Origin of the sequence: Delftia deserti, from assembly GCF_042653485.1 — a bacterium.
In the GTDB taxonomy this organism is placed as follows: Bacteria; Pseudomonadota; Gammaproteobacteria; order Burkholderiales; family Burkholderiaceae_C; genus Comamonas; species Comamonas acidovorans.
On sequence record NZ_JBHSIH010000001.1, the window covers coordinates 4,626,495 to 4,651,788 of the forward strand.

The window sequence follows — 25,294 nt, forward strand, 5'->3', positions numbered from 1 at the left end:
TTTTATACCTGAGAAACCTTACTCCAGAACTGAGCCCAGAAGCTGTGATCTCGAGATGAAAGATCTTCGTATAATGCTAGGCGCTCTGGATCATTGCTGCGCAGTGCGGCTATGGCGGGACTAATAGGGGCGAGATAGCTTTCTGCAGCGATCTGGAAGTCCGTAATGCGAATATCGTCGTCGCTTCGTTCGAAGGCCACCCGATGCGCAGCGATCCATAAGGCGATAATCAAACGTTGCACACCCGCAGTTATATTGAGGATAGTATCCTCCAACTCCTTTGTGACGGGCAGTGGTTGAGCTACGAATTGGTAAAGCGCGAGTGTTGGTAAAAAGTGTTTTCGGAACGTTGAATCGTTTTCACCCCAAAAGTGCTTAAATGCGTGATGACCAGATGTGACAATGCGCTCTGCGTTGCTAAGACGTTTGGTGAGTGCTCCAATGCCGTCTGGCGTGCCTGAAACGAGCAACGGAATTTGCCACTCGTTCAGAGCGGAGAGAATCCACTTGAGCGATTGGTCTTCGATGATTCTAAGCTCCGGATGTGGATCTCCCGCTTTGCGTTTTCTACGTTGATCGAGGCTCGATAGTTTGAAGAAATTTTGAACCTCATCCAAGTGCAGGAAACCGAGGAAGTGACTCGACGCGACCTGGCGCCACTCGTCCAACATCCTCGGGCCATCGCTCCAGTTGCCAGAGAGAGTCTTGTCGAAGCGTGTGCTGCCCGTTGCTCTTTTCCATGCGGTCATGAGGGTGGCAGCAAGTTCATTGGCTTTTCCACTGGCGGGGACGTTAAGAGACAGCCAAACTACCTGCTGCAGCCCATTGACCATCCGAAAGAATGAGGAATGCTGGATGATCTGGGGGTATGTATTTAGGCATCTACTTATGGCCTGAGTTTTTCCAGAACCGGAAACACCAACAACTGCCGCGCCATAGGTTGGTACATTAACCGGAGGCTTGTAGTGAGGATCCTCTCCACTAATCCTGCTCCACGTGCTTGATGATGATGGATGAATGTGGTCATAGTTTTGCCGGATCATTATGTCCATCGTTTCATACAACTGCAACTCCTCCATGCTGGGTATGTGCATATCTCGTACTGTCATCAGCATATGCAGCCGGATGTGACGTGGAATAGATCCAATATCCTTGGGAGGCCGAGGTGGGAGGTTTAGCAAGAGTTTGGCGATTTCTTGCCGAGATCGTATGATTCCTAGCTGCTCAATCAGTTTGTTTCCGGCATAAGGATCGTGAATGATGGCGGGCATGGGGGTCTGCTTAGGCATTTTGCGAATCCTTATTCATGATTGCAAGCAAGTCATTCATCATCGTGTCGTAATTTGACTTGGACTGAGCACGCGCTTGAGAGGAGCCTTTGACCTCACCAGTCATCGATTGACTCGCGAAATCAATTTCAAGAGCACGTGCTTCACGTATCGAGGGGGTGAGTCCTTTGGTTCGTTGACGGGCGGCGCGTGTCTCTTCAAAGGCATGATGGCGAATGAGCTCTTTACGGCGATAGCCAAGGAGTGCTTCCTCTACGCGTCTATGCGCTATATCCGCCGCCTTGAGCTTTTGATAGGTAAATGTATCTATGACTTCATCATGAGTAAGGGACGGGTCAGCCCGAGTGTGATCTGAGATAGATAGATCAATCATGCCTTTTTCGGATTCATGAGATGTCCAGATTCGAGAGACAGATCCTGGATAATAATTAATCGGGATATCCCAGCTGCCTTTTACTGAGCGTGCGCGAGTGCTCCACTGTTTTTCTTCTATGATTGGTGCGCTATAGACATTGGTGCGAAATATGATGCCATTTCGCGTTACTCGCGCTGTGTCATCAGGTAAAAGTTGGGTAATTACTTCGGCCTGTGATTGCGCGCGTGAGAAGCCGACTCCCATCGCATGGCCCCAGTGCCACAGTCCGGCAGGGCTGGGGAAAACACCATCTGCAATCATATGTGCGTCCAAGCGCTTGCTACGGTCTGCGGATAGATTGTAGACATAAAAGCATTCGTGTAAAAAATGCATGTACTGGCGCACTGACATTATTGCAGCCGCGGGGTTCGATCGGCGAAGATCATATTCCCGACGCCGAGCATCCATTGCGCCTGGTAGGAAGTGATATTGAACGTTTTTCATGATGCGATGCATCACTTCTACGACTCCTTTTAAGTCTGGGCGAAACGGTGGTGTATAGCTGAGCGTGGTTTTAAGAGCCATGCCTGTTGCCTTCGCACGAAGAGAAAGGTACTCTCCTCGATCACAGAGTAATCTTGCAGGAAGCGTTGGTGTGGGATAAAGCGACTGCCTCATTTCATATCCCCACAAATCACTTAAAAGAGCGGAAGGTGCGACTGAGTTGAAGAGGCTCACTTGGGCCGTGTCCCAACTTGGGCCGGTGAGACAAACATAAAATCCAACAACAGCCGTAGAAAAAACGTCTACGATCACATATACGATTGGTCGGCCAATAATCCAGGAGGGATTTATCGAAGATCTAAGATATACGTCGCCTATCGTCGAGTCTATTGCATAGATTTGTCCTGGTCCCTCGGATCCCTCCCATGAAACTCCAGTTAATCCTCGAAGATTTCTTTGAAAATGTCCTTTAGTGGTTTTTTCGCGTATCAGCTCGATATCCCCAATTCCACTGGTGAGCACTCGCTTTACTTGTGCATAGTTCGGATACTGACCTTTTTTTAGTTCAACTGCTACTATATTGCCATTGTCATCAATTCGCATTGCATTGCTGAATTGATCTGCTATGATGCGTGTGTAGCGCTCTGTCATCGGTGGTTTAGGTGTCGGAATGAGCTTATCTGCGGAAATTATTTTAAATCTCCAGATGGTACTCATTCCTGGTTGTATTGATTCACCCCAACAACCGAACAATTTATAGGATAATCGTTGAGAGTCGGTTTTTCTACCTGCTTTCTTTCTAATATTATTTGGAGAAAGTTCACGCCTTATGCCTGGTGCGCCGCATTTGTCAAAACGGGTACGAAGGCTGGTTTTGGTGAGGCCAAAAATGCATAGAATCGACCACAGCTTATAAACGTATGAGGCACTTACCTTGTGCTTCTGCATCGCTTGTTTCACCAAGTTCGCAAGATTGCCATAGATCAAAATGCTTTCTTTGAGATTTTCATAGTCAATGAATTGCTCCATAATTTGACAGCGCCTCTCAAAATCTTTGAGTGCTCTAGGCTTCTCAATTTTTTTATAATAAATTCCTGGTAAATCTAGACTAAGAAGAATCAGCTCGTGACTAGCTATAAGCTCGAGAAGATCTTTGCGGAGCACTTTGTATAAGGATCCTACTAAATGAGTGGACGTATAGCGCTTTGTCTGCTTCAGTGCTCCAATACGAGGTCGCCCACCTTTCGGCCTTGCATGCGTTGATTCAGATTTAATCTGTACGCAATAGGTTGTATCAGTTCTGATGTCATCTGCGATTATTCGATAAATTCCTGCCGCCAGTCCATTGGCATCTGTTGTCAGTTTGTAAACTTGGTTATGTATTAAATGCATGCAGACCTCCGTGCCAAGATGGGATTGAAAGAAGAAAATATCTCTCGGGAAACAGAAGCGAGAGGATGGTGGGGCCTCCAGCTTCTGCGGAGGTCAATTGGTAAAAAACCCCGCCAAACTGCCTGCCATAGTGCCCTTTGCGCGCTATAGATATGGTTTCCCCCCCCTAAATGAGACGTTATGCTTTGTATAACATCCGAAAATGGAAGCCAGGGCTCGGATCGTACGACTTGGCATGCAATATCTATTTCCGCTTGGCTGGCGGGGTCGGCATAGCCCCATGGAGAGGTCCTGCGAAGTGTTAAGCTCACGTTCGCATCATATTGGTTCGGCGTAATAAGTAGCCAAGAAACGCCTCGCTGGGCCCAATATGTCTTCTCCAGCATAAGTAGTTCTTTAGAGCGGGTGCTAATAATTTCAGATGGTTTACAGGAAATGGCGAGTAACTCCAGCAAACCACGTTCACTTTGTAGAACTAACAGGAGGTCGGTTGTGCTTGTCCAGTGGCGACTCTGGTCGCCACTGGACAGTTGTGGATGTCTGATTCCTAGCATCTCTGCGATTTCGCGTGTTCCAGGAAATTGATTTGTCTCGAAACCCACATGCCAACGCGAAAGCTCATGCGATGAGCTATCCTGGCTTAGCGGAAACTGTTCAGTAAGATCGACGAGGTTTGGCACCAAGCCCGCAAAATTCAACCCGCTCCATTCTTGGTCACTTAATAGTTCGCGCTGACGATCTCGCCAGACGATCAGATGTGAGCGCCCTATGCTTGATGGATCTCCTCGCGAAACCCTATGCCACGGCGTGTAGTCAGCATAGGTGCCGGTTCCTCGCCCCTCTTTGGAGAATCGTTCGAGGACTGTGGGAGTAAAACGCTTTTCTGTTCGCACGAGTGTTCTCCCTAGGCGGTCGAGGTTCTCCCCGGCCGCCCTAGTGTTCGTGGTGACATAAATCGAATTGCGCGGTCTAAGCTCCCACGCTTGCAGTAGCGTTGGGATGTTTGATTGATGGGGTGTAGGTGCTGGCTAGGCAGCAGAAGGTGCGTAGGTCATCTCACGTCTCCAAGGCTTTTTACAGTTGGACGCCCGCTGGGCTGTCCATGAAACTGCACAAACGAAGACTTGACCCTCCGCTCAAGGGCGGATAAATTTGAGGTGTTGGATGCCTCTGAGGACAAGCTTCTCGGGGTAAGTCGGCTTCGGGGTGCAACCCGAGGCCGACTTTTTTATTGCATGGAATCAATAATTCTATCGATCTTAAAGATTGGTCTATTTCATACCCAAGGCCTCCGCGATGAGTGCACTTTGACCTCGCAAACATTTTCGCCCACCTCTTAGTACCTCATATGTGAGGCGCGGACTGAACCCATGTTGTTTTGCCCAGTCTGACACTGTCACTCCAGCGCGATGAAAGTCTTCGCGCGTAATCGCAACAGGTTTTCCGTCGAGCATGCGCCTCGGAAGATTGTGATGCAGAGATGACATTAATAGCGCACAGATTAGGAATCTAGATGAATAGTACTAGCCTACGGCAAGTGTGTCTATTGAGATTCCAAAAAAAACTATGGCTGGTTCTTTGCTGAGAACTTACTTGGTTTAGTCTGATGTGATATTTTTTTGCTGTTATCTGATCAACGGAAAAATATCGTTTTTGATCTTGTTTTTCGGATGCTTAGGGAGAGGTTGAAAAATACAGAGCGGGCGAGTGTATGAGGTTGGCTAAAAAGAATATAGTGATAGTTGCTTGGTAAAAAATTCCATGGCGACGATCCGTTACATAGCTTTTGAGCTATCAAGTGCCTAAATCGAAATCTATAGGTTTGAGATATTTTTATGTGGTAGTGACTAATGCGGTAGGAAATTTTTCCGCACCAAAGACTTAGATCATCGCCAGAGCAAGCTCAACGATCGGTAACAAGGAGCTGCAACAAAGCATCCTATGGGGGGGCGATAAATTCACAACGGTGCTGCTGTATCAAAATGCTTGGCAAGCATTTCCTGTTGTCTGTCAACTTGATAGTGAAAACGCCAGAGTCTCTACTTCTTGCAATGCATGGAAATGCATCAATGACTGCTTTTTGTTCTAAGAGATCGAATAATTTCTAGGCGTACGGCCTGAGGTAAAAGAGTTGTAAGAGGTGAGGCTTGGCGAAGTTGATTGCCGCGCTCTGACTCTTCGAGCGCAAGAGCCCAGTCCTTGTTCTTGATTATTCGGAACCATTGTTCGCGCAAAGGCTTTGAGCGAGGAGACACATGCTCGTCCCAGCGTATAAGCGTAGCTAGGGCTATGTTAGCTAAAGCAGGTTCGGCATCAAGCAGCTTTACGGCTTCGATGTGGAGCATCAGACTCTGACGGTCCTGCTTGAGGTGATTGTCGCTGGTCATGTATTAACGCAGACTAAACGAAGACTTTTCAGAAATAAGCTCCGCTTTGCATTATCTCGACATTCAGGGTGAGGTATCCGATACCTTCTAAGGTGCTCAGGAGGTGTGCGGGTTGCTCGCCCGCAAGAGCCGGGCATGAGGAGTATAGCCAGCTCCCAACCCATGCCGCAGCATTAAATTCTTCTACTATACCGGATTCTTCAACTATCAGCCTTGCTCTACCTATTAAGCAACAGAGTTTTATTATTCTTTCATTATCCGATATGGGGCTTGGTGATTCTATATTGGAGATCTTATTTTTGTCTAACCTTAGCGATGATTTAATCTGTTCTTCCGTTATGTTCATTCTTTCTGATATATTGGATAGCACCCTAGTATGTAACCCAGAATAAGCTAGGCAGATGTGCATCATCGTCGGCGCTTGTAAAAGCTGACGGCACCATAGATCGTCTATTGAATTCTCTGTGCACAATCCGCGCAAATAATTGAAATCATCTTCAAGTGCTGATTCATGAATCCAAGCGCGTAGAAATTTGGAAGACAAAACAATGCGTTTGTTGCTCATTTTATCGATCTGCATCAAAGAAGCATCCACTGATTCTATTTAATATCAATCCTCCATACAAGCTAGTGACCGATACCATGGGTCTATTGAGCTTCTACTCAATAATGAGGAATCGCAAGGTGGTTTCGCTTAGAGCAAGCGAGCCTCGGAAAGGCTATCAATCACTTTTTTATGCAATTTCAGTAGTTCAATTTTTGAGGCTAGTGCCTTTCGTTGTTGCTCAGCCGAGCGCCACGTGAAAAATCCTGCCACAACCATCACACTGCCGAAAATCACCAGGATCAATGGAATTCCCACCAGCCCAATCAGAATTCCTAAGTATTTTCGCAACGTGGCTGATCTAAAGTCTCTGCGAGACGCTTCAATTTCTGAAATTATGCCTATTCGTTGTGGATCGACTGCGTAGATAAATTTGCCTGAGATACCGAGTGCAATTAATAGATTATAGGCATCTCCATTGATTGCATTTTTTCCTAGAATGAGATGCATCGTACAGCTGTCAACGCCCAGTAGTTTCTTTAATTTCCCCTCTAGATCTGCCATGATTGCTACATTGTGAAGTCGACCTGCATTTCGAAAATCTAGATACGAAAAGATCCTGAATTCAGAATTCGCATTTGACGGTCCACATTCCAATAATTGATCGGTTAGAGTTATTTCTCGCCATGTTTCCGCCTTCATTGTCATATTCAAAAAATTGTTTGATATCGGATGGATTCGCCTCGACGCAACTAGGAGCTCCTCTCCCTAGGTTCGCTCAGCCCGGAGTGGTTGCGGTGCGCATGGCCGCATGGATGTTGATTTTGCTGTCTATAGACACGTGTCTAAAGTATACATACCTGACACAGTCACTCGATGCGCCCGAGCACGAACCAACCACTCATGGAGGCGCTTGCCCTGGAGTTGAAGGCTCGTCGTCGGGAGCTGGGATTGACTCAGGAGGATTTGGCTGGACGATGCAACCTCGATCGGCCCTACATCAGCTTGATTGAAGTCGCGCGCAAACAGCCCACGTTGAGCGTGCTGTACAGGCTCTCAGAGGCCCTGGAGCTTCCGCTGGGCAACTTCATGGCACGGGTACAGGCACGGTACCTGAAGGGGCACTTAACAGCTCAAGTGCCAACCCGTCAGTAGTTTCGTTGTTCGGGGGCCAAGCAGATGCCGTACGCAAGAAGGGTGTACTGGCAAGCTGCCACGGGCCGTTGGAGGCACATCTGGGTTGGCTGCGGCAAGCTTCGCGGTTGCCGTTGTTCCAACCCAGTTGGGAGTTCCTCAGTTGCGGCTAAGGATCTGCTGCGGTTGCCATTTCCGCCAGGAAGGGGCCCTCTGATGTAGGGCGCTCGAAGATGAGATAGTCGTCGCGATTCTTGCCCAAAATCCACGTTGTGGGCTGCTGCTGGTTTCAAAGACACCTTGTTAAGGTGCGTAGACTGCCCCTGGTCCGGTAGACAAGCCCCGCCTATCCTTTGAGCATAGGGGGGAATGTCATGAGCACCCCGAGGTTACGTCGGAATTCAAGTAGCTCAGATCTCGAAAGAAGATCTGTCTGCTATGCCCTTAATCCATGTTGGCGGCTTACCTCGGCCTGTCCAAGTAGAGCCAGTGGCCGGATCCCGGTACTTCGGCGTACCCGTCCCCATTTTGCGCTTGGAGCCACCGAACACATCCTCGGCCGACAGCTTGTAGTCTGCAACTAGGCTTCGAACTCGGGCTAGAACACCAGCCTTCTCTGCGGCCAAAGCCTGGGCGATCTTAGCTTCAAGCTCAGCTTTCTGCTGGAGAAGCGCCTTGTAATCAACTGTCATGGATTTCACCTAATCTATGTGATAGCAACGCAGAAATTTTATGATATTTTGATGATGCTAGGTTGCGTACTTGCGGTACTGTTGCGCTGGCATGCGGTTTAGCTTGGGAGTAGAAGCCAGCCAGCTTGGCCAGCCCCAAGACCATCCTTAAAAATAAACCAATTTCAAGAATTGATACCAAACATTTGCCTATTCAAGTCCTATTTTGCATGACCCTGTAGGTAGGTTGTTTTACTATTTGTATGTTAGTTTGAAGTTGTATTGAGGGGGGGTCCATTGATAATTATCGGATAAAATGCTTAAGTTAGTATTCTTATTTTTCCACTGTAGAGACAAAAGATCGGCCACCGCCCACGCCATCCAGTCAGATCTGAACTTTCTCTCACCAGCACCCATCTCTCCTTCACTGCCAATATCATTGCGCCAGATCATGGCTGGAATGCGATATCCGGATTCTGTAGTTGGACTGTGGCCGGCCTTGTCAAGCAGATGCCCAACTTCTTGACCATGGTCCGAAAGATAAATCCATGCGCGATAGGGCGATTTGCCTGCAAATCTAGTGAGATCCAGAGTTTTGGATACTACAGAGTCATGATAAAGAATTGCTGAATCGTACTGTTCCCTGAATCCCTTAACCCAAAACGACCTTTTCTTTTCTTGCATCTCATAGTCAATGTCATCCATTGTTTGGGAGAATGGGTTTTCATTCTTTGGATATCTGAGGGCGTAGTGAGGATGCGCGCCTAGCAAATGAACGACTATGAATTTTTTTTCAGCAGAATCATTTAGGGCCATTTCCAGGCCCTCAAGAACTTCTCCGTCTAATGAGGAGGATGAACGCCCAGGGGTCCGATTGACCATTTCAACTGTGTCTGCATAAGCTGCATGACGCGACTCAATAGCCACATCATCATGATTGCTCACCCACCAAATTTTATATCCAGCGGATCGAGCCATCGCCATCAGATGAACAGACTGTTCACCATTAGCGCCTTGCAGCGAGAACATACTTTCAAACGCAGGAACTGTGCTTGCATCCAAAGACCAAGCATCACGGAATATCACCATATCACGTCCTAGTTCCTTTCGCCTCAAAGACAATATTGGAGTTGTATTTCTCTTATACCCGTAGACTCCCATGTTGTCGCGGTTAATGCTATCGGCAATTACTAGGACGACAACCGATCCACCTTTGCGATCTATTTTTGGAGATATTGCATTTGCTCGAAAGAGTTGATCTTCACGAGAAGATGCTTGGGTTTTCCAATTGCTCTTCACCACAGATACAGATTTATACCAATCCTGCCAAAAAAACACTGGGTGCAATCGTCTCCACGGCTTACTAAGATGTGCAACCACACTAACTAGCATAAGAAGAAGAATGAATCCCGATAATAGCCGAGATGAGTTCGTTGCATCAGCGCGCGCGATCATCAGAAGTTTTCCTGAGAAAAGCATTAGAGCCAATAGACCAGAGCCTAGTATCAAGAAACGTACTGAATTTGCAAAAAGATATTCAGCACTTTCGCGGATATTTGTGTTTGCCGCTGCCTCCAGTACAAGGGAGCTCTCCGGAGAGGCTCCATATGCCTCCTTCAGAAAATATCGAACGATGCCATCAATGTAGAAGATTGATGTTGCAATCCAAACAAATACTCTGGAAAAACAACCGATATCTTTCTTCTTCAAGCCCCAGAAGATAAAAATACCGAAAGGAAGGTATAGGAAAAAAGATTTTGCGGCTCTGAGGCTGTCTTGTCCTAACAGGGAGACGAAAAAAGTTGATATCAGGAGCAGCGCAGCCACCACCCCTGATTTTTCCATCTTACTATGGATTATTTTCCAAAATTTTTTCACTGACAAACCGAAAAAATGGCGCTCACTCAATAAAGTGGCAAAGGCAACTATACAACTATCTATGAATTCTGAGGAAATATCAAGCCGATACTCGTAACGCCATTTTCGGACCTTGCAAAAACACTTCCCATGTGAAGCCTAGCGATGGCTGAAACAATTGCCAAACCCAATCCGTGATTTTTATTTGCATATGACCGCGAAGAGTCTGCTCTGTAGAATCTATCAAATAGTCTAGGTAGGTGCTCTGGGTGTATAGTTTTGCCTTCATTTGTCACAGTCAACTCAATAATAGAGGTTTTTATTTCGGTGGATTCTGATAAATTCTCATGTCTTCGAATATCCACCAATATTTTCCCTCCCATATTGGCATATCGTGTGGCATTCCCTAATAAATTCGAGAGAGCACGACGTACTAAACTTGCATCAAATACGCCACTGGCATCACCATGCACTTCCACTTCTAAGCCAGCCTCCATAATTGCAGCTTCGTGAAAGTCTATAACCTCTCTCGCTAGATCTGCGAGGCTGCAGATTTTTATAAGCCGCGCCCCATTGCCGCGGTCGGCATTCGAAAGAAATAGCATATCAGCAACGATATTGGCCATTCTGTGTAAATCTTCCAGGTTAGAAGATAGGACATCAATAAGCTCTTCGGAGGTTCTGCGTTTCCTGAGCGCTAGCTCTGAGCTACTTATCAAAGTAGAAAGTGGAGTATTCAACTCATGCGCAACATCGGCATTGAATGATTCCATTTGTTTGTAAGCAACCGATAGCCTATCTAGAAGATCATTGATTTGACCTATAAGCGGTCGAAGTTCTTGTGGTTGCTGGCTATCATCCAGCCTATGTATTAGGTTCTGTGCCGAGACTTGCCGCACCTGAGTTATCAGAAATTTTATCGGTGATAAACCCTTCTTGACCAGCCAGACACTCGATATCGAAACAATTAGTGTACTTGCGATAGCGGCAATACCCAAGGTCCATGCCAAATGCCGCAATATCAAATCGTCGGGACTTCTGTCTAATATCAGTGTAACCACAACACTTTGAGACATCCCATCGAATTTTTGAAGCTTGGCGAAGAACTCTCTTTTGATGGTGTTTTTATGATGTCTAACAAGATCAAATAAAGCTTCCCCATTTTTTTCATCTTTTCTGACTAGCAGGGACAGATCGTCATGTCCGCTCAGAAAATCCAGCAGGGTTCCTTGCAAAGACTCTGAGTCTACTTGTGATTTACTTTCATTTAACATGCGCTCTAAAGCGATCTGCTTGTGATCAAGCGCGTCAGCCTGTTTGGCAGATAGTGTTTGAGCGATTACCAGATAGACGGTAATGCAAACAATGCCTAGTCCAAGAATAGTTTGAAAAGCAAGGGAAATCGACAGGCGAGTGGATAAAGGACGAGTTGCTTTATTCTTTTTTTTGTTATTTTTCATCTTGATTCCATAATATAGCCCATTCCTCGAACCGTATGCAGCAATATTTTGTCAAATGGTTCATCTATTTTTAGCCTAAGTCTTCGAATTGCCACTTCAACCACATTCGTCTCAGAGTCAAAATTCATTGACCAAACTTGTGACGCGAGTTCGGAGCGCGAGATAATCTCACCCTGCCTTCTGGTTAAAAGTATCAATAGACTAAATTCCTTGGCAGTTAAATCAAGCCTTTTACCTGCTCTAAAAGCCCGCTGCCTTGCAAGATCTATCTCCAAATCATGAATTCTCAAAATTGTTGGTTCAGCTGACGGCTTGTTGAAGACAGGGGATCTTCTGAGTAGCGCCCTCACGCGTGCAACCAGTTCGGAAAAAGCAAAAGGCTTGACCATATAGTCATCTGCACCACATTTCAAGCCAGTAACCCGATCTTCAACAGACGATCTTGCAGTAAGCATTAAAACGGATGTCTGTTTGGATTGGCGAAGAGCAGTTAGGACCGCCAATCCGTCTATTCCAGGAAGCATTCCATCTAGAATGATCAAATCATATTCTATGGTAGCTGCTTTATTGAGTCCGGTAATCCCATCGGAGGCTGAGTCAACGGAGAAGCCTTCGTCAACCAAGCCGCGAGCAAGCTGGTCCACCAACTTCCCATCATCCTCAATTATTAGGATTCTCATGGGGCGGATTTTGATCCTAAGATCCTGGCGCTTGGATGATAAATTTGTCATCTTATTATCAGGATGCAGCCGGATAGCGTCCCCTATAGTGCCCTTCGCCCACCACATGCGCTTGCGCATAAATATTTCAGGGCACTACAGCGACCGACAGGCACATGGGCTTTGCCGGGCAGGAGTTTCATACATGAACTTGGTAACCTTACGTGGCAAGAGTAGGCTTCGCACAAGCCTTTGCCAAACCTTGCTAGTCAGCATGTTGGCTGGAGCGGGTTTGGCCCACGCCGTCCCCACGAGCTCAAGCGGCCCCACCACAGCGTCAAGTGAGGCGCCCCCGTCCCTGACTCTCGCTGTCGCGGTCGAGAAGGCCCTCGCGACTCATCCAAGCCTTCGCGCGGCTGAGTTCGGCCTGTCGGCCAGCGACGGCGCCGTGCTCCAGAGCAAAGCTCGCCCTAACCCTGAGCTGTCTTACTTGCAAGAAGATACCCGCAGTCGTACCAAGACATCAACTGTGCAGTGGAACCAGCTGATAGAGGTTGGAGGCAAGCGCGATGCTCGGATGCGCATTGCTGAACGGGGACGCGACGTTGCACAAGCCGAGCTGGCAGCTACCCGCGCCAACATCCGTGCTGACGTGAGGGCGACTTTCTACAGCCTCTTGGCGGCCCAGGAGCGCGTGACTGTTGCAAAACAGACATTGGAAATTGTGAGAAATGCGCGCGAGGCCGCGACCAAACGCGTTGCTGCAGGCAAGGTCGCCCCATTGGAAGAAAGCCGCGCAAAGGTGGCAGAGTCTGGAGCCGAGCTTGAACTGGGTAAGGCCGAGTCAGACCTGAGAGTCGCTCGCCAACAAATGCAGGCACTTCTGGGCGGACAAGGCTTTGCATTCGGTCCAGCGCTTGGCACGTTCGATATCGCCCCCGAAGCTCCTGCGGCCCCAGACTTGTTGATGCGGCTGGAGGAATCGCCTGCCATCAGGCAAGCGCGCTCGTTCCTGGAGCAAAGCCGTGCGTCCGCAGATCTGGAACGTGCCAAGCGCATGCCGGACCCCACCGTGAGCTTAGGCGTTAAGCGGGCCCAAGAGGTTGGACGGAATCAATTGGTACTGGGGGTTTCGATCCCACTGCCGGTGCTGGACACCAACCGGGGCAACCAGATACAGGCGCTGCGCCTCGCGGATCAGGCTGAAGAGAAGCTTCAAGCGTTGCGCGTTCAGATGCAGACGAATCTCTTCCAGGCGCGTGAACAGCTGGAGACTAGCCGTCGTCTTGCACAGCAACTTTCAACCCAAGTCCTGCCCACGGCCCAGACGGCTTATGAAGCCGCAGTGAAGGGCTTTTCACTCGGGAAGTTTAGCTACCTCGACGTACTAGATGCACAGCGCACGTGGTTCGACGCACGTAGCCAGTACCTAAGCCAGCTGCTGTCCACCCACAGTGCCGTCGCAGATCTCGAGCGCCTGCTCGGTACACAAGCTGACCAGTAAACCTCTGAGCCTCAAACATGAACACGAACTCTTCTCCAAGTTCTAAGCGCAGCACAGTTATCGCAATTGTGAGCATCCTATCCGTAGGGGTCCTGGCAGCGACTTTAATTCTTCGAAACGGCTCTTCGAGCCCCCCGCCTGCGGGCGAAAAAGCAGCTCAATCCCAGGAAAAAGGTCACGGCCATGGTGAAGCGGCAAGTCATGCCGACCAAGAGCACCATGGTGAGAAGGCAACAAAGGCTCACAAGGATGAGGACGGCCATGCCGACGGTGAGCATCATGAGGAAAGTGGCGAAAACAAAGCCTCTGCCAAGCCTGCTGCAGAGGCTGGTCACGATGACGATGAAGGCGTGATTCCCATGGACGCGCAGCGTATCAAGGTCGCCGGGGTAAAAGTGGCTCAAGCTGGGCCAGCGACCGTGCGCAGCTTGCTTCAACTGCCAGGTGAAATCCGCTTCAATGAAGACCGGACGGCACACGTTGTCCCTCGCGTCGCGGGCGTTGCCGAAAGTGTGCCGGCCAATCTTGGGCAAAGCGTAAAAAAGGGCCAACTCTTGGCTGTACTGAGCAGTGTCGCCGTGTCAGAACAACGAAGCGAGTTGCTTGGCGCTCAGAAGCGCCTAGCACTGGCGCGCACCACCTATCAACGCGAGAAGCAACTCTGGGAAGAAAAAGTTTCCGCAGAGCAAGACTATCTGCAAGCGCAGCAGGTACTACGCGAGGCTGAGATCGCTGTCTCCAACGCCGAGCAGAAGTTGGCAGCAACCGGGGCGGGAGCTGGCTCTGCTGCTGGGCTCAACCGGTTCGAGCTACGAGCGCCGTTCGATGGCGTCATCGTGGAAAAGCATCTTTCTATCGGTGAGGCTGTCCTGGACACAACGCAGGTTTTCACGATTTCCGACCTCCGCTCCGTCTGGGCCGAGATGCGAGTCTCCGCCCCAGACATGCCATCAGTTCGTGTAGGGGAAAAGGCGACGGTTCGTGCAACGGCTTTCGAATCGACAGCGACCGGCGAGGTTTCCTACGTTGGCGCACTCATTGGTCAAGACACGCGAACGGCCCCCGCCCGCATCACTTTGCCTAACCCGGATGGTGCATGGCGTCCAGGCCTGTTTGTGAACGTGGAGGTCACCGCATCATCCCAAGATGCAGCGCTCACAGTAGTGTCGACAGCGATTCAGCGTATTGAGAACCAGCAAACTGTCGTGTTCGTTCCGGTCGAAGGTGGATTCCGGGCTCAGCCCGTCCGTGTCGGTCGCTCGGACACGAAAAACACCGAGATTCTTGAAGGCCTCAAGCCGGATCAAGCGTATGTGGCTGAAGGCAGTTTTCTGCTGAAGGCAGAGCTTGGCAAAGCCACCGCAGAGCATGCTCACTGAGGCGGGGATCGGAGACCTTCATGTTTGAACGCATCATCCGCTTCGCCATCGAGCAGCGTTGGCTCGTACTGCTTGCCGTGTTTGGCATGGCCGCGCTAGGCGTGTTTAGCTATCAGCGCCTAGCAATCGACGCTGTGCCCGACATCACCAATGTCCAGGTGCAGATCAACACCCAGGCGCCTGGATATTCTCCGCTCGAAACTGAACAGCGTGTCACCTACCCCATAGAAACTGTGATGGCAGGGCTCCCAAATCTGGAGCAGACGCGCTCGCTATCGCGCTACGGCCTGTCCCAGGTCACCGTGGTGTTTAAGGACGGCACCGACATCTACTTCGCACGCCAGTTGGTCAACGAACGCATGCAGCAGGCCCGCGAAAACCTGCCTGATGGCGTAACGCCAACGTTAGGGCCGATCTCAACAGGTTTGGGAGAAATCTACCTGTGGACCGTGGAAGCGGAGGAAGGCGCTAAGAAGCCTGACGGTTCGCCATACACGCCCATGGATCTGCGCGAGATTCAAGACTGGGTGATCAAGCCCCAGTTGCGTAATGTGCCTGGCGTGACCGAGATCAACTCTATCGGCGGCTACGCGAAGGAATACCTGGTCGCACCGTCGCCTGCCAAGCTTTCAGCTTACGGGTTCACACTCGCCGATATCGTGGCCGCGCTTCAGCGTAACAACGCAAACGTCGGTGCGGGCTACATCGAGCGCCAAGGTGAGCAATATCTGATACGAGCGCCTGGTCAGGTCAAGGGAATAGCGGACATTCGCGAAGTCATCGTTGGGTCTGCTCAGGGGCAACCGATACGCATCCGAGACTTGGCTGAAGTAGGCCTAGGACGTGAACTGCGTACCGGTGCTGCGACTGACAATGGCCGCGAGGTCGTGCTTGGTACAGTGTTCATGCTGATTGGCGAGAACAGCCGAAAGGTATCCCAGGCGGTCGATATACGCATGCGGGAGATCAACCGCAACCTGCCCGAAGGTGTCAAAGCTGTCACTGTTTACGACCGCACCAACCTGGTCGACAAAGCTATCGCCACGGTCAAGAAAAACCTGATCGAGGGCGCCACCTTGGTGGTGGTGATCCTCTTCCTGTTCCTGGGCAACCTTCGCGCCGCGTTGATCACAGCAATGATCATCCCGCTGTCCATGCTTTTCACGTTCACAGGCATGGTGTACTACAAGGTCAGCGCCAACCTCATGAGCTTGGGGGCATTGGACTTCGGCATCATCATTGACGGTGCAGTCGTGATTGTGGAGAACTGTGTGAGGCGCTTGGCCCATGCGCAGGAGGCACGCGGCCGCCCGCTCACTCGCAGTGAGCGTTTCCATGAGGTATTTGCTGCGGCAAAGGAAGCTCGACGGCCCCTGCTGTTCGGTCAGCTGATCATCATGGTGGTCTATCTACCCATCTTTGCGCTCACCGGTGTGGAAGGAAAGATGTTCCACCCCATGGCACTGACCGTGGTCATCGCCTTGGCCGGAGCCATGCTGCTGTCGATCACCTTCATTCCGGCTGCGGTTGCCCTGTTCATGGGCGACAAAGTAGCGGAAAAAGAAAACCGCATCATGAGTTGGGCACGCCGTTCTTACTCGCCCATCCTGGCAAGAGTCATGGCAGCCCCTGCAGTAGTTCTGACAACCGCTTGTGTAGCGGTGGTCCTTAGCCTGCTGCTGGCGACACGCCTAGGTAGTGAATTCGCTCCCAACCTCAATGAAGGCGACTTTGCGATCCAAGCACTTCGCATTCCTGGCACCAGCCTCACACAGTCGCTGGAGATGCAGATCCAGATCGAGAACACCTTGAAGAAGGAGTTTCCTGAAATTGACCGTGTGTTCGCACGTACCGGTACCGCCGAGATTGCGTCAGATCCTATGCCGCCCAACATCTCGGACGGCTACATCATGCTAAAGCCCAAGGATCAATGGCCCGATCCTTCGCGTTCTCGCGACGATTTATTGGCTGCGATTCAAAAGACCGCAGACAGCGTGCCAGGCAACAACTACGAGTTTTCCCAGCCGATCCAACTCCGTTTTAACGAACTGATTTCTGGCGTGCGTAGCGACGTAGCCGTAAAGATTTTCGGTGATGACATGTCCGTACTGGAGAAGAACGCACAAACTGTGGCTGGCATGCTTCAGCAAATCCAGGGCGCGTCAGAAGTGAAAATTGAGCAGACGACAGGCCTGCCGATGCTCACAGTGCAAATCGATCGCGAAAAAGCTTCACGCTACGGCCTCAACATGGGGGATGTGCAAGACACCATCAGTGTTGCGCTGGGGGGCGGAGAAGCGGGGATTGTTTTCGAAGGGGACAAGCGCTTCGACATCCAGGTTCGCTTGCCCGAGGACATTCGCAATGATGTGGAGGCTCTGAGCCGACTTCCGATTGCGTTGCCAAAGGGAGCAGATGGCCGGGTGGGGTTCGTGCCGCTGTCCTCAGTCGCGACTTTTGAGACGGCTCCTGGCCCAAATCAAGTCAGCCGAGAAGATGGTAAACGCCGTATCGTCGTCAGTGCAAACGTACGTGGACGTGACATCGGCTCCTTCGTGAACGAAGCTGAGCAACGCCTCGAAAGCCTTCAGCTACCAGCGGGATACTGGACCCGCTGGGGCGGAACATTCGAAAACTTAGAGTCGGCGCGTCAACGTCTCATGATTGTGGTACCTGTCGCTCTGCTGATGGTCTTCGTCTTGCTCTTCGCAATGTTCGGCAATGCTCGAGACGGGCTCATCGTGTTTACAGGTATCCCGTTCGCGCTCACGGGCGGCATCTTGGCGTTGTGGCTGCGAGACATACCACTGTCCATTACTGCCGCTGTAGGATTCATTGCTCTGTCAGGGGTCGCTGTGCTCAATGGCTTGGTGATGATCTCTTACTTCCGGACGTTGCGTGAGGAAGGCAAGAGCGTGCCAGACGCCGTAACGGAAGGGGCGCTCACACGACTACGCCCAGTCCTTATGACGGCTTTGGTAGCTTCGCTAGGCTTCGTACCTATGGCTATCGCCACAGGCACAGGAGCGGAAGTGCAGCGTCCCCTTGCAACAGTAGTCATAGGCGGCATCCTCTCCTCCACGATGCTGACACTGCTCGTCCTGCCCCTGCTGTACAGGCTCATCCACAGGAACGACCCTTCGGAAGGCGACGTTCAACAGAATCCCGAGGATGGGGCATCGTCCTCGGGTGAGGTGGCGATCGCGTAACTTGGGACCGTGATCGCTTTTCAGGCCATGGCCAAAAGCCATGGCCCTTTTTATGTCAATTAGATTACAGCATTGTCATGGCAATGTGTGCGTCCTGTGGGGGCAGCTTTTCTATAGTAGAGCCATCTACTCGGGTCCAACAAAGCCACGAATAGAAATTCAAAATCTCTTGAAAGGATCTCGAAATGAAGCACCGTCGTCTTAACATTGCATCCTCTATCGCTGCATTGGTCGCTTCGACCGCATTCATTCTTCCTGGCATAGCCGCAGCCGAAAGCTATCAGCATCCCGCGAACAATGAAGCAGGCGTGAAAACCTACCCCGAGCACTTCAACTCACAAAAGACCCGGGAACAAGTTAAAGCTGAGGCAGGTACGGCCGCTCGCGAGGGCGGAAGCAATCGATTCAATACTGGCGCTTATCCAGCGTCCTCCAAGCAAGCAAATGCCGGAAAGACCCGTCAAGAAGTCATTAACGAATTGCTTAAGGAGACTCCAGAACAGCGTGATGCACGTCAACGCGCAATGGGTGGTTGAAATAAGTTGTGGATGACGAATCGGAGCTGCGTGATCAGCGGGCATGCTCTAGCCAATGGATAGATTCGTTGTAATAGTGAAAATGATAATCCCATATCTTTAGAACGTAGTTCTTTGGATATGGGATTTTTTGTATTTGGCTCAATAAGAAGAGCTAGTCATGTTAAATAAAAATCGAAGCTTGCTTCGAAAGATTTCATCCAATCTAACAGTTAGCCCAGCAGTCTTGATTATTGCGACTGGTGTTTGGCTTGCAACTGTGGGGAACATCCCCCTGTGGAAGACTCTGCTCCAGTTGCAAGAGGAAATTGGGGTAACATTTTTTATAGGATTTTTAGTTGCAGTTGCTGCGCTAAACATCTCTCTTCTTTCAATATTTGCTTTGGGGCCACTACTTAAGCCAGTATTGGTTGGGGCAATACTTGTAAATTCCATCACTAGCTACTTCATGCTGAGCTACGGGATCGTAATAGATCCTGGAATGATACGAAATACATTGCAAACTGATATCGGAGAAGCAATTGATCTTCTAAGCTACGAATTACTGGTAACGGTACTTGGATTTTCAATAATCCCCATATTCTTGATTATTCTGGCCGGCGTAAAAAAGACGACTGCAATCAAGGCAATATTTACATCTGTACTATTGGCATTCCTAGGACTTGCCTTGGCTTTAGTGTGCATTTTCCTCATTTATCAACCTTTCTCGTCGACAATGAGAAATCATACGAAAATGAGGTACCAAATTAGTCCTTTGAATACATTTTACTCAACAATAAAGGTGGCTACAAACCCTCTGGATAGAAGAAGCTTAAAAATAGAAAAAATCGGTCAAGATGCAAAAATACAAACTAACGAGCTAGTCAATGGCGAAGAACCAATATTGCTACTCATAGTTGGAGAAACAGCAAGAGCCGAAAACTTCGGAATCAATGGCTATGAGAGGAATACAACGCCACTGCTATCGAAGCGAGCTGACATCTTCTCCTCAAAGAACGCATGGTCTTGCGGCACCAGTACCGCTGAGTCGTTGCCCTGTATGTTTTCTCACTTAGATCGAGAAGACTATGCATCAAGGAAAGTAAACCACGAAAACATGCTGGATGTCCTGGCTAAGGCTGGGCTTTCGGTTTACTGGTTGGACAACCAGTCTGGTTGCAAAGGAGTTTGCGCTAGGGTTGCGACCGAATACTACAGATATGAGCCAAGCAATCCGCTTTGCGAAAAAGATGGCGTCTGCCAGGACTCTGCCATGCTGGTTGGCCTCAAGGATCGCATTCAGTCATCTTCATCGATGAAAAACGGGAAAGGAAAAGTAATCGTACTTCATCAAATGGGAAGTCATGGGCCTGCATATTACAAAAGGTCTAGTCTCTCAAGAAAGACATTTAAACCCGAATGCGAGTCGGCAGCGCTCCAAAGTTGTACGCAACAAGAAGTCGTGAACGCTTACGACAACAGCATCATCGAGACGGACTACTTTATTAACAACGCCATAGATTGGCTGAAGAACTCATTTCCCGCTGCGCCAACTGCACTCATGTACGTATCCGATCACGGAGAATCATTAGGTGAAAATAATATTTATCTGCACGGGCTTCCATATTCTTTTGCACCGAAAGGGCAGAAAAACATACCATGGGTAATGTGGGTATCAAAGCCAATGGAAATCTCAAGCGGTACAAGTTTAGCGTGCTTGAAAAGCAAAAATCTCAACATCAAAATAAGCCACGATAACTACTTTCACACAGTCTTAGGTCTGCTGGATGTGCAGACGAATGTCTACGATAAGACTCTAGACATAGCTGCTTCTTGCACAAGTGAGAACTGACGACAGCATGACAAATTTGTAATCAACTTAGGCGCTAATGGCGGATATCATATTTATTCATAGTTTGTCAACCTCAAAGCACAACATTTCAACAAATCTTCGAAGGAAGATTAGAAAAGGGGTATGAAATGAGCGAAGTTCGTTTTGAAGACATAGCATTGCGAATCAGAACGCAAAGGCTCGCACTAATTGCAAGCAATATTGCCAATGCGGACACACCTGGGTATCAAGCAAAAGACTTGGACTTCAAGGCAGCGCTTGAAAGAAGTTCTGCCAACATGTTGTCGGTTAAGGAGACGAAAAAGGGGCATATCCCAAGCTCAGAGTTGAAGTCCATATACGACACTGAAGTCGCCTACCGCCCGGCCTCACAGAACTCTCTCGATAAAAACACGGTGGATTTAGATCAGGAGCGTGCTAGTTTCATTGACAACGCAATACGCACGGAGTTGGCAATGAAACAAGCTGTGGATGAGTATATGGAAATCGGAGAAATGTTATCCAAACTTGTCTAGACACGGATCTTAACAAATTAGGAAGCTTATCATGGGATTCAGCAGCTGGTTATTCGGAAAAGGACATCACCGTAAAAATGATGGACATCACAAAAATTCCAGTGGATACCTTAAAAGAGGTAGTTACGGCGAAGTGGGATATGCATGCCCAACATGCCGAACACCAAACTCCGCAACAAGCAGATTTTGTGGCCAGTGTGGAGTTTCCTTAGTATGTCGTGGATGCGACGCAAATTTAGTTGCAGGCGCAAAATTTTGCGCGCAATGTGGAAGAGAAAATCTTTAAGTTGACGCTTGCCAAGTCAACTGGCACGCTGCGATAAAGGTATAGCTATCTCCTGTTGTCGATTAAATATCATGAAAAAAAAACTTCGTCTAGACATACCGGTAGTTCTATCATCTATTTCAACAAGCGATGACCTTTTGGTGAGACGCTTACTAAGTGATATTCAAAGTAGGGATGGTGTCGAGAAGGTCCATCTGGATGCTGGCAAAGATGGCGAATGGCCTAAATTGTGCATTCACTATGATTCAGAAAAATTACCACTGATTCGTATTAGAGAGCTAGTTGAGGCAGCAGGATCCAGGATATCCGACCGCTGGGGACACTTTCTTATAGAATTTGAAGGTATAAACCATGCCAGAAAAGCCCGCACTGTAGAGACTAAGCTTCTTGGTCTAAGTGGAGTTATAGAGGCGCAGGTGAGCCCGACTGGCCAAGTTCATGTGGATTTTGACAAGAATAAAATAAAAGAAGTTGATATTCTGGATGCTCTCCGAGATTTAAATATTAATCCCACTCAACCTGAGTTAGGTAATTCGGGGTTCAGGAAAGAACGTCCGCAATCCAAAAATGAAAATGATCATGGCCATGATCACGGGGGAGGAATTCTGGGGAAAAATGCAGAGATGGTATTCGCTATCACCTGCGGGGTGCTTCTTGCACTTGGCGTAGCGATTGAGAAATTTCTCCCCTCCTTGCCGGCTTGGTTTCCAATCGGAATTTACGTTCTAGCATATTTCTTCGGTGGATACTTTACTCTCAGAGAGGCACTGGAGAATCTTCGGCTCAAGCGGTTTGAAATTGATACACTCATGCTAGTGGCCGCCGGAGGAGCCGCGGCGCTGGGCTCATGGGCAGAGGGTTCCCTACTCCTATTTTTATTCAGTTTAGGTCACGCTCTTGAGCACTACGCGATGGGACGTGCAAAGCGAGCCATTGAAGCACTTGCCGAGCTAGCGCCCAACAGTGCAACAGTCCGGAGAGATGGTCAAGTACTAGAAGTTGCAGTTGAAGAGCTGGTTGTAGGAGACTTGGTTCTCATGAAGCCAAATGAGCGGATTGCCGCTGACGGCTTTATCGTCCGAGGAAATTCCGCAGTTAACCAGGCGCCTGTCACTGGGGAAAGTATTCCCGTAGATAAGAAGGCCGTGGAAGATGCGGAGAAGGCTAGATTAAATCCTGATGCCATTAATTCGGAGTCAAAGGTGTTCGCTGGCACAATCAATGGTGCTGGAGGTATCGAAATTGAGGTGACCAGAAAATCTGCGGACTCGGCTCTTGCTCGAGTCGTGAAAATGGTCAGTGAGGCCGAGACACTCAAATCTCCAACTCAACGCTTCACCGAAAAATTCGAAAGAATATTTGTTCCAGCCGTTCTGATACTTGCCTTTGCGCTCCTGTTTGCATGGGTTGTCATTGATGAGCCATTTCGTGATAGCTTTTACCGCGCTATGGCAGTATTGGTTGCAGCAAGCCCCTGTGCACTCGCCATTGCTACACCCAGTGCAGTGCTATCAGGTATAGCTCGTGCAGCACGAGGTGGTGTTTTGATAAAGGGTGGAGCCCCCTTAGAAGAGTTGGGATCTCTCAATGCGATTGCATTCGATAAAACCGGAACATTGACCGAAGGACGTCCACGCATAACTGATATCGTGCCAGCGAAAGGTATTACACAGGAAGAGCTTTTGCAAGTAGCTGTAGCGGTAGAGTCCCTTAGCGACCATCCGCTGGCTGCTGCAATTGTGAAAGACGCTGGCGAGAAGTTAGTGAATCAGCGGAATCTAGTAGCTAGCGATCTTGAAAATCTTATTGGCCGCGGCGTAAAAGCAAGCATTAATGCTGAACCTGTCTGGATTGGTAAATCCGAGATGTTCGGTATTGAAGACATCCCCAAACTAAGCGCTGAATCACAGCAAATCATTGACAATCTGAGAGAATCTGGTCGTACAACGATGTTTGTCCGATTTGGAGACAGAGATCTGGGGGCCATTGGATTACTCGACACCCCGAGAGCTGGTGCTAAAGAGGCGTTGAAGGCACTGCGGAGCCTGGGTATAACGCGGATGATAATGATATCCGGTGATCATCAAAAAGTCGCCGATGCAGTTGCTCAGGAAGTTGGTCTGGATGAGGCCTGGGGCGATCTGATGCCTGAAGACAAAGTCAAAGCCATACGAGATCTTAAGAAGAAAACCAAGGTGGCAATGGTTGGCGACGGGGTGAATGATGCCCCCGCTATGGCCAACTCTACTGTTGGAATTGCGATGGGAGCAGCTGGTTCTGATGTTGCGCTGGAAACTGCTGATGTTGCCCTTATGGCAGATGATCTCAGGCATTTGCCTTTTGCAGTGGGTCTGAGTCGGCATACAAGATCAGTGATCCGTCAGAATGTCTTTGTCAGCCTTGGCATAGTGGCAGTTTTAGTGCCGGCGACTATTATGGGCCTCAGTATCGGAGCCGCTGTAGCAGTGCATGAAGGCTCGACTTTACTAGTTGTATTCAATGCGTTGAGGCTTCTGGCATACAAAAAAAAGCAGCCTGCATTTTGATCAGATAAGACTAAAATCTCTTATTTTTTGTATTGGCCTCGTGTAGATGGGGCCCATCTTTCATGGGTTCAATAAAAAAAATGAATGAGAAAGGATTTGGTTTCAGTAAGCCATTTTTTCTCACTCACATGGTTTTTCCAATCCTTCCAATAATAGCAATATCTTACATATTGATGATTGCTGGCGGAGATTTTTGGCTGACAACAAAAATCTACAAATATCAAGGTTACGAATGGCGCCTGACAGATCATTGGATTGCAGCTAAGATACTCCATAAAGGAGGGAAGAATGTTAGTTTGACAGCTCTCCTAATACTTATAGCAATAGTTTGCTCTTCATTTTTCAAAGTTGGTTCTTCTTTTCGGACTTGGAGACTTCCTCTGATCTATCTGAGTAGTTCTGTATTGCTATGTGTCTTTTCTATTGGGATCTTAAAGACAGTTACCAACATGGACTGCCCTTGGAGCCTTGCTGAATTTGGAGGAGATCGACCATTTGTGGGTTTGTTTGAACATCGGCCATCAAGCATTGGGAGAGGAAATTGTTTCCCTGCTGGACATGCTAGTGCCGGATACGCTTGGATTGGTCTATACTTTTTTTTCTTAATGTCCAAGCCTTTGTTTAGATGGCGAGGACTTGCGATAGGCATTACTCTGGGGTTGATCTTTGGTTTGACTCAGCAACTTCGAGGCGCCCACTTCATATCCCATGATTTATGGGCGCTAGCCATTTGCTGGTACATCTCAGCGCTGACATACATAGTATTTTCACTAAAGACTCAATATCGTGTTGGATAAATCAACTAGTCCCCAAATCTTTGTTAATCACCAAAAATCACGAAGAGGACTTTCTCGCATATTTTACGCAACAAGCTATTCATGGAGCGGCTTAAAAGATGCTTGGGAAGAACCCGCATTCAGACTTGAGGCGATGCTGGCCCTGGTTTTGATCCCTTTATCAATAGTAGTTGGCAATGGATTGCTTGAGATATTATTTCTTCTTTCCGGTGTTTTTCTAGTATTGATAGTTGAAATATTGAATTCGGCCATTGAGTCAGCCATAGATAGATTTGGCCAAGAAGAAAATGAGCTATCCAGAAAAGCAAAGGACCTTGGAAGCGCTGCAGTATTTGTGGCTATAATTTTCTGCACTATTATTTGGTGCACATTAATTTTTAAAAATATATGGATCGATAAATAAAAAAAGCCCACATAATAGTGGGGCTTTTAAATTGAG

22 protein-coding genes are annotated in these 25,294 nt (G+C 48.7%); 11 read left to right on the forward strand and 11 right to left on the reverse strand.

What is annotated here, in order from left to right:
• Nucleotides 1–2 precede the first annotated feature (2 nt).
• From ACFPFG_RS22095 to ACFPFG_RS22125, 7 genes are all read right to left on the reverse strand, one after another.
• On the reverse strand, nt 3–1,271 hold the full coding sequence (locus ACFPFG_RS22095) for an AAA family ATPase (protein WP_227740892.1): 1,269 nt from the start codon (nt 1,269–1,271) through the stop codon (nt 3–5).
• A 10-nt stretch (nt 1,272–1,281) separates the two neighbouring features.
• Nucleotides 1,282–3,540, reverse strand: coding sequence for a DDE-type integrase/transposase/recombinase (locus tag ACFPFG_RS22100; protein WP_046238520.1), 2,259 nt, complete (start codon nt 3,538–3,540; stop codon nt 1,282–1,284).
• A complete protein-coding gene (locus tag ACFPFG_RS22105; protein WP_154833407.1) occupies nt 3,531–4,433 on the reverse strand; it encodes a TnsA endonuclease N-terminal domain-containing protein in 903 nt (300 codons plus the stop codon). Before ACFPFG_RS22105 ends, ACFPFG_RS22100 begins: the two co-directional genes overlap by 10 nt.
• Nucleotides 4,434–4,811: 378 nt before the next feature.
• Nucleotides 4,812–5,027: a helix-turn-helix domain-containing protein gene (locus ACFPFG_RS22110; protein WP_315533295.1), complete on the reverse strand. Its 216-nt coding sequence runs from the start codon at nt 5,025–5,027 to the stop codon at nt 4,812–4,814.
• Nucleotides 5,028–5,606: 579 nt separating this feature from the next.
• A complete protein-coding gene (locus ACFPFG_RS22115) occupies nt 5,607–5,927 on the reverse strand; it encodes a hypothetical protein (protein ID WP_046238509.1) in 321 nt (106 codons plus the stop codon).
• A gap of 28 nt (nt 5,928–5,955) precedes the next feature.
• The gene (locus tag ACFPFG_RS22120) at nt 5,956–6,492 is read right to left on the reverse strand and encodes a DUF2384 domain-containing protein (protein WP_128422635.1); all 537 of its coding nucleotides are present in this window, start codon (nt 6,490–6,492) and stop codon (nt 5,956–5,958) included.
• Nucleotides 6,493–6,621: 129 nt separating this feature from the next.
• Nucleotides 6,622–7,035 (reverse strand): hypothetical protein, encoded by a 414-nt coding sequence (locus ACFPFG_RS22125; RefSeq protein WP_128422634.1) that lies wholly within the window; start codon nt 7,033–7,035, stop codon nt 6,622–6,624.
• A gap of 339 nt (nt 7,036–7,374) precedes the next feature.
• On the opposite strand from ACFPFG_RS22125, the gene ACFPFG_RS22130 reads away from it, so the two are divergent.
• Nucleotides 7,375–7,626 (forward strand): helix-turn-helix domain-containing protein, encoded by a 252-nt coding sequence (locus tag ACFPFG_RS22130; RefSeq protein WP_227740893.1) that lies wholly within the window; start codon nt 7,375–7,377, stop codon nt 7,624–7,626.
• A gap of 389 nt (nt 7,627–8,015) precedes the next feature.
• On the opposite strand, the gene ACFPFG_RS22135 is transcribed toward ACFPFG_RS22130, so the two are convergent.
• From ACFPFG_RS22135 to ACFPFG_RS22150, 4 genes are all read right to left on the reverse strand, one after another.
• Nucleotides 8,016–8,297 (reverse strand): H-NS histone family protein, encoded by a 282-nt coding sequence (locus tag ACFPFG_RS22135; protein ID WP_080945266.1) that lies wholly within the window; start codon nt 8,295–8,297, stop codon nt 8,016–8,018.
• Between the two features lie 234 nt (nt 8,298–8,531).
• On the reverse strand, nt 8,532–10,184 hold the full coding sequence (locus tag ACFPFG_RS22140) for a sulfatase-like hydrolase/transferase (protein ID WP_227740894.1): 1,653 nt from the start codon (nt 10,182–10,184) through the stop codon (nt 8,532–8,534).
• A 29-nt stretch (nt 10,185–10,213) separates the two neighbouring features.
• Entirely contained in the window at nt 10,214–11,593 is a 1,380-nt protein-coding gene (locus ACFPFG_RS22145; protein ID WP_080945264.1) for a heavy metal sensor histidine kinase, read from the reverse strand.
• On the reverse strand, nt 11,590–12,273 hold the full coding sequence (locus tag ACFPFG_RS22150) for a heavy metal response regulator transcription factor (protein ID WP_080945274.1): 684 nt from the start codon (nt 12,271–12,273) through the stop codon (nt 11,590–11,592). The genes ACFPFG_RS22145 and ACFPFG_RS22150 overlap by 4 nt, the downstream gene beginning before the upstream one ends.
• A 184-nt stretch (nt 12,274–12,457) precedes the next feature.
• Between ACFPFG_RS22150 and ACFPFG_RS22155 the strand changes: the two genes are divergently transcribed.
• The 10 genes from ACFPFG_RS22155 (at nt 12,458) to ACFPFG_RS22200 (ending at nt 25,258) form a co-directional block, all read left to right on the forward strand.
• A complete protein-coding gene (locus ACFPFG_RS22155; protein WP_046238507.1) occupies nt 12,458–13,756 on the forward strand; it encodes a TolC family protein in 1,299 nt (432 codons plus the stop codon).
• A 17-nt stretch (nt 13,757–13,773) separates the two neighbouring features.
• Nucleotides 13,774–15,135, forward strand: a complete 1,362-nt coding sequence (locus ACFPFG_RS22160) for an efflux RND transporter periplasmic adaptor subunit (RefSeq protein ID WP_046238506.1) — start codon at nt 13,774–13,776, stop codon at nt 15,133–15,135.
• A gap of 20 nt (nt 15,136–15,155) precedes the next feature.
• The gene (locus tag ACFPFG_RS22165) at nt 15,156–18,344 is read left to right on the forward strand and encodes an efflux RND transporter permease subunit (RefSeq protein WP_046238505.1); all 3,189 of its coding nucleotides are present in this window, start codon (nt 15,156–15,158) and stop codon (nt 18,342–18,344) included.
• Between the two features lie 185 nt (nt 18,345–18,529).
• Nucleotides 18,530–18,880, forward strand: coding sequence for a DUF4148 domain-containing protein (locus tag ACFPFG_RS22170; protein WP_080945263.1), 351 nt, complete (start codon nt 18,530–18,532; stop codon nt 18,878–18,880).
• A 160-nt stretch (nt 18,881–19,040) separates the two neighbouring features.
• A complete protein-coding gene (locus ACFPFG_RS22175; RefSeq protein ID WP_154833409.1) occupies nt 19,041–20,711 on the forward strand; it encodes a phosphoethanolamine transferase in 1,671 nt (556 codons plus the stop codon).
• Between the two features lie 128 nt (nt 20,712–20,839).
• On the forward strand, nt 20,840–21,226 hold the full coding sequence (gene flgB, locus ACFPFG_RS22180; RefSeq protein ID WP_046238784.1) for a flagellar basal body rod protein FlgB: 387 nt from the start codon (nt 20,840–20,842) through the stop codon (nt 21,224–21,226).
• Between the two features lie 31 nt (nt 21,227–21,257).
• Nucleotides 21,258–21,512 carry a double zinc ribbon domain-containing protein gene (locus ACFPFG_RS22185; protein ID WP_080945288.1) on the forward strand — a complete coding sequence of 85 codons (255 nt, stop codon included), beginning with the start codon at nt 21,258–21,260 and terminating at the stop codon, nt 21,510–21,512.
• A gap of 71 nt (nt 21,513–21,583) precedes the next feature.
• The gene (locus ACFPFG_RS22190) at nt 21,584–24,058 is read left to right on the forward strand and encodes a heavy metal translocating P-type ATPase (protein ID WP_080945289.1); all 2,475 of its coding nucleotides are present in this window, start codon (nt 21,584–21,586) and stop codon (nt 24,056–24,058) included.
• Nucleotides 24,059–24,138: 80 nt separating this feature from the next.
• On the forward strand, nt 24,139–24,855 hold the full coding sequence (locus ACFPFG_RS22195) for a phosphatase PAP2 family protein (RefSeq protein ID WP_080945290.1): 717 nt from the start codon (nt 24,139–24,141) through the stop codon (nt 24,853–24,855).
• Complete coding sequence (locus tag ACFPFG_RS22200) at nt 24,845–25,258, forward strand: diacylglycerol kinase (RefSeq protein WP_227740895.1); 414 nt, start codon at nt 24,845–24,847, stop codon at nt 25,256–25,258. Before ACFPFG_RS22195 ends, ACFPFG_RS22200 begins: the two co-directional genes overlap by 11 nt.
• The last annotated feature ends 36 nt before the right edge of the window (nt 25,259–25,294 follow it).

Bases quoted from the DNA above. Each gene is read 5' to 3' on its own strand.
- ACFPFG_RS22170 (WP_080945263.1), top strand. From the start codon at position 18,530: ATGAAGCACCGTCGTCTTAACATTGCATCCTCTATCGCTGCATTGGTC.
- ACFPFG_RS22135 (WP_080945266.1), bottom strand. From the start codon at position 8,297: ATGACAGTTGATTACAAGGCGCTTCTCCAGCAGAAAGCTGAGCTTGAA.
- ACFPFG_RS22125 (WP_128422634.1), bottom strand. From the start codon at position 7,035: ATGGCAGATCTAGAGGGGAAATTAAAGAAACTACTGGGCGTTGACAGC.
- ACFPFG_RS22195 (WP_080945290.1), top strand. From the start codon at position 24,139: ATGAATGAGAAAGGATTTGGTTTCAGTAAGCCATTTTTTCTCACTCAC.
- flgB (WP_046238784.1), top strand. From the start codon at position 20,840: ATGAGCGAAGTTCGTTTTGAAGACATAGCATTGCGAATCAGAACGCAA.
- ACFPFG_RS22175 (WP_154833409.1), top strand. From the start codon at position 19,041: ATGTTAAATAAAAATCGAAGCTTGCTTCGAAAGATTTCATCCAATCTA.
- ACFPFG_RS22110 (WP_315533295.1), bottom strand. From the start codon at position 5,027: ATGTCATCTCTGCATCACAATCTTCCGAGGCGCATGCTCGACGGAAAA.
- ACFPFG_RS22130 (WP_227740893.1), top strand. From the start codon at position 7,375: ATGGAGGCGCTTGCCCTGGAGTTGAAGGCTCGTCGTCGGGAGCTGGGA.
- ACFPFG_RS22155 (WP_046238507.1), top strand. From the start codon at position 12,458: ATGAACTTGGTAACCTTACGTGGCAAGAGTAGGCTTCGCACAAGCCTT.
- ACFPFG_RS22145 (WP_080945264.1), bottom strand. From the start codon at position 11,593: ATGAAAAATAACAAAAAAAAGAATAAAGCAACTCGTCCTTTATCCACT.
- ACFPFG_RS22120 (WP_128422635.1), bottom strand. From the start codon at position 6,492: ATGAGCAACAAACGCATTGTTTTGTCTTCCAAATTTCTACGCGCTTGG.
- ACFPFG_RS22165 (WP_046238505.1), top strand. From the start codon at position 15,156: ATGTTTGAACGCATCATCCGCTTCGCCATCGAGCAGCGTTGGCTCGTA.
- ACFPFG_RS22095 (WP_227740892.1), bottom strand. From the start codon at position 1,271: ATGCCCGCCATCATTCACGATCCTTATGCCGGAAACAAACTGATTGAG.
- ACFPFG_RS22185 (WP_080945288.1), top strand. From the start codon at position 21,258: ATGGGATTCAGCAGCTGGTTATTCGGAAAAGGACATCACCGTAAAAAT.
- ACFPFG_RS22160 (WP_046238506.1), top strand. From the start codon at position 13,774: ATGAACACGAACTCTTCTCCAAGTTCTAAGCGCAGCACAGTTATCGCA.
- ACFPFG_RS22190 (WP_080945289.1), top strand. From the start codon at position 21,584: ATGAAAAAAAAACTTCGTCTAGACATACCGGTAGTTCTATCATCTATT.
- ACFPFG_RS22115 (WP_046238509.1), bottom strand. From the start codon at position 5,927: ATGACCAGCGACAATCACCTCAAGCAGGACCGTCAGAGTCTGATGCTC.
- ACFPFG_RS22150 (WP_080945274.1), bottom strand. From the start codon at position 12,273: ATGAGAATCCTAATAATTGAGGATGATGGGAAGTTGGTGGACCAGCTT.
- ACFPFG_RS22100 (WP_046238520.1), bottom strand. From the start codon at position 3,540: ATGCATTTAATACATAACCAAGTTTACAAACTGACAACAGATGCCAAT.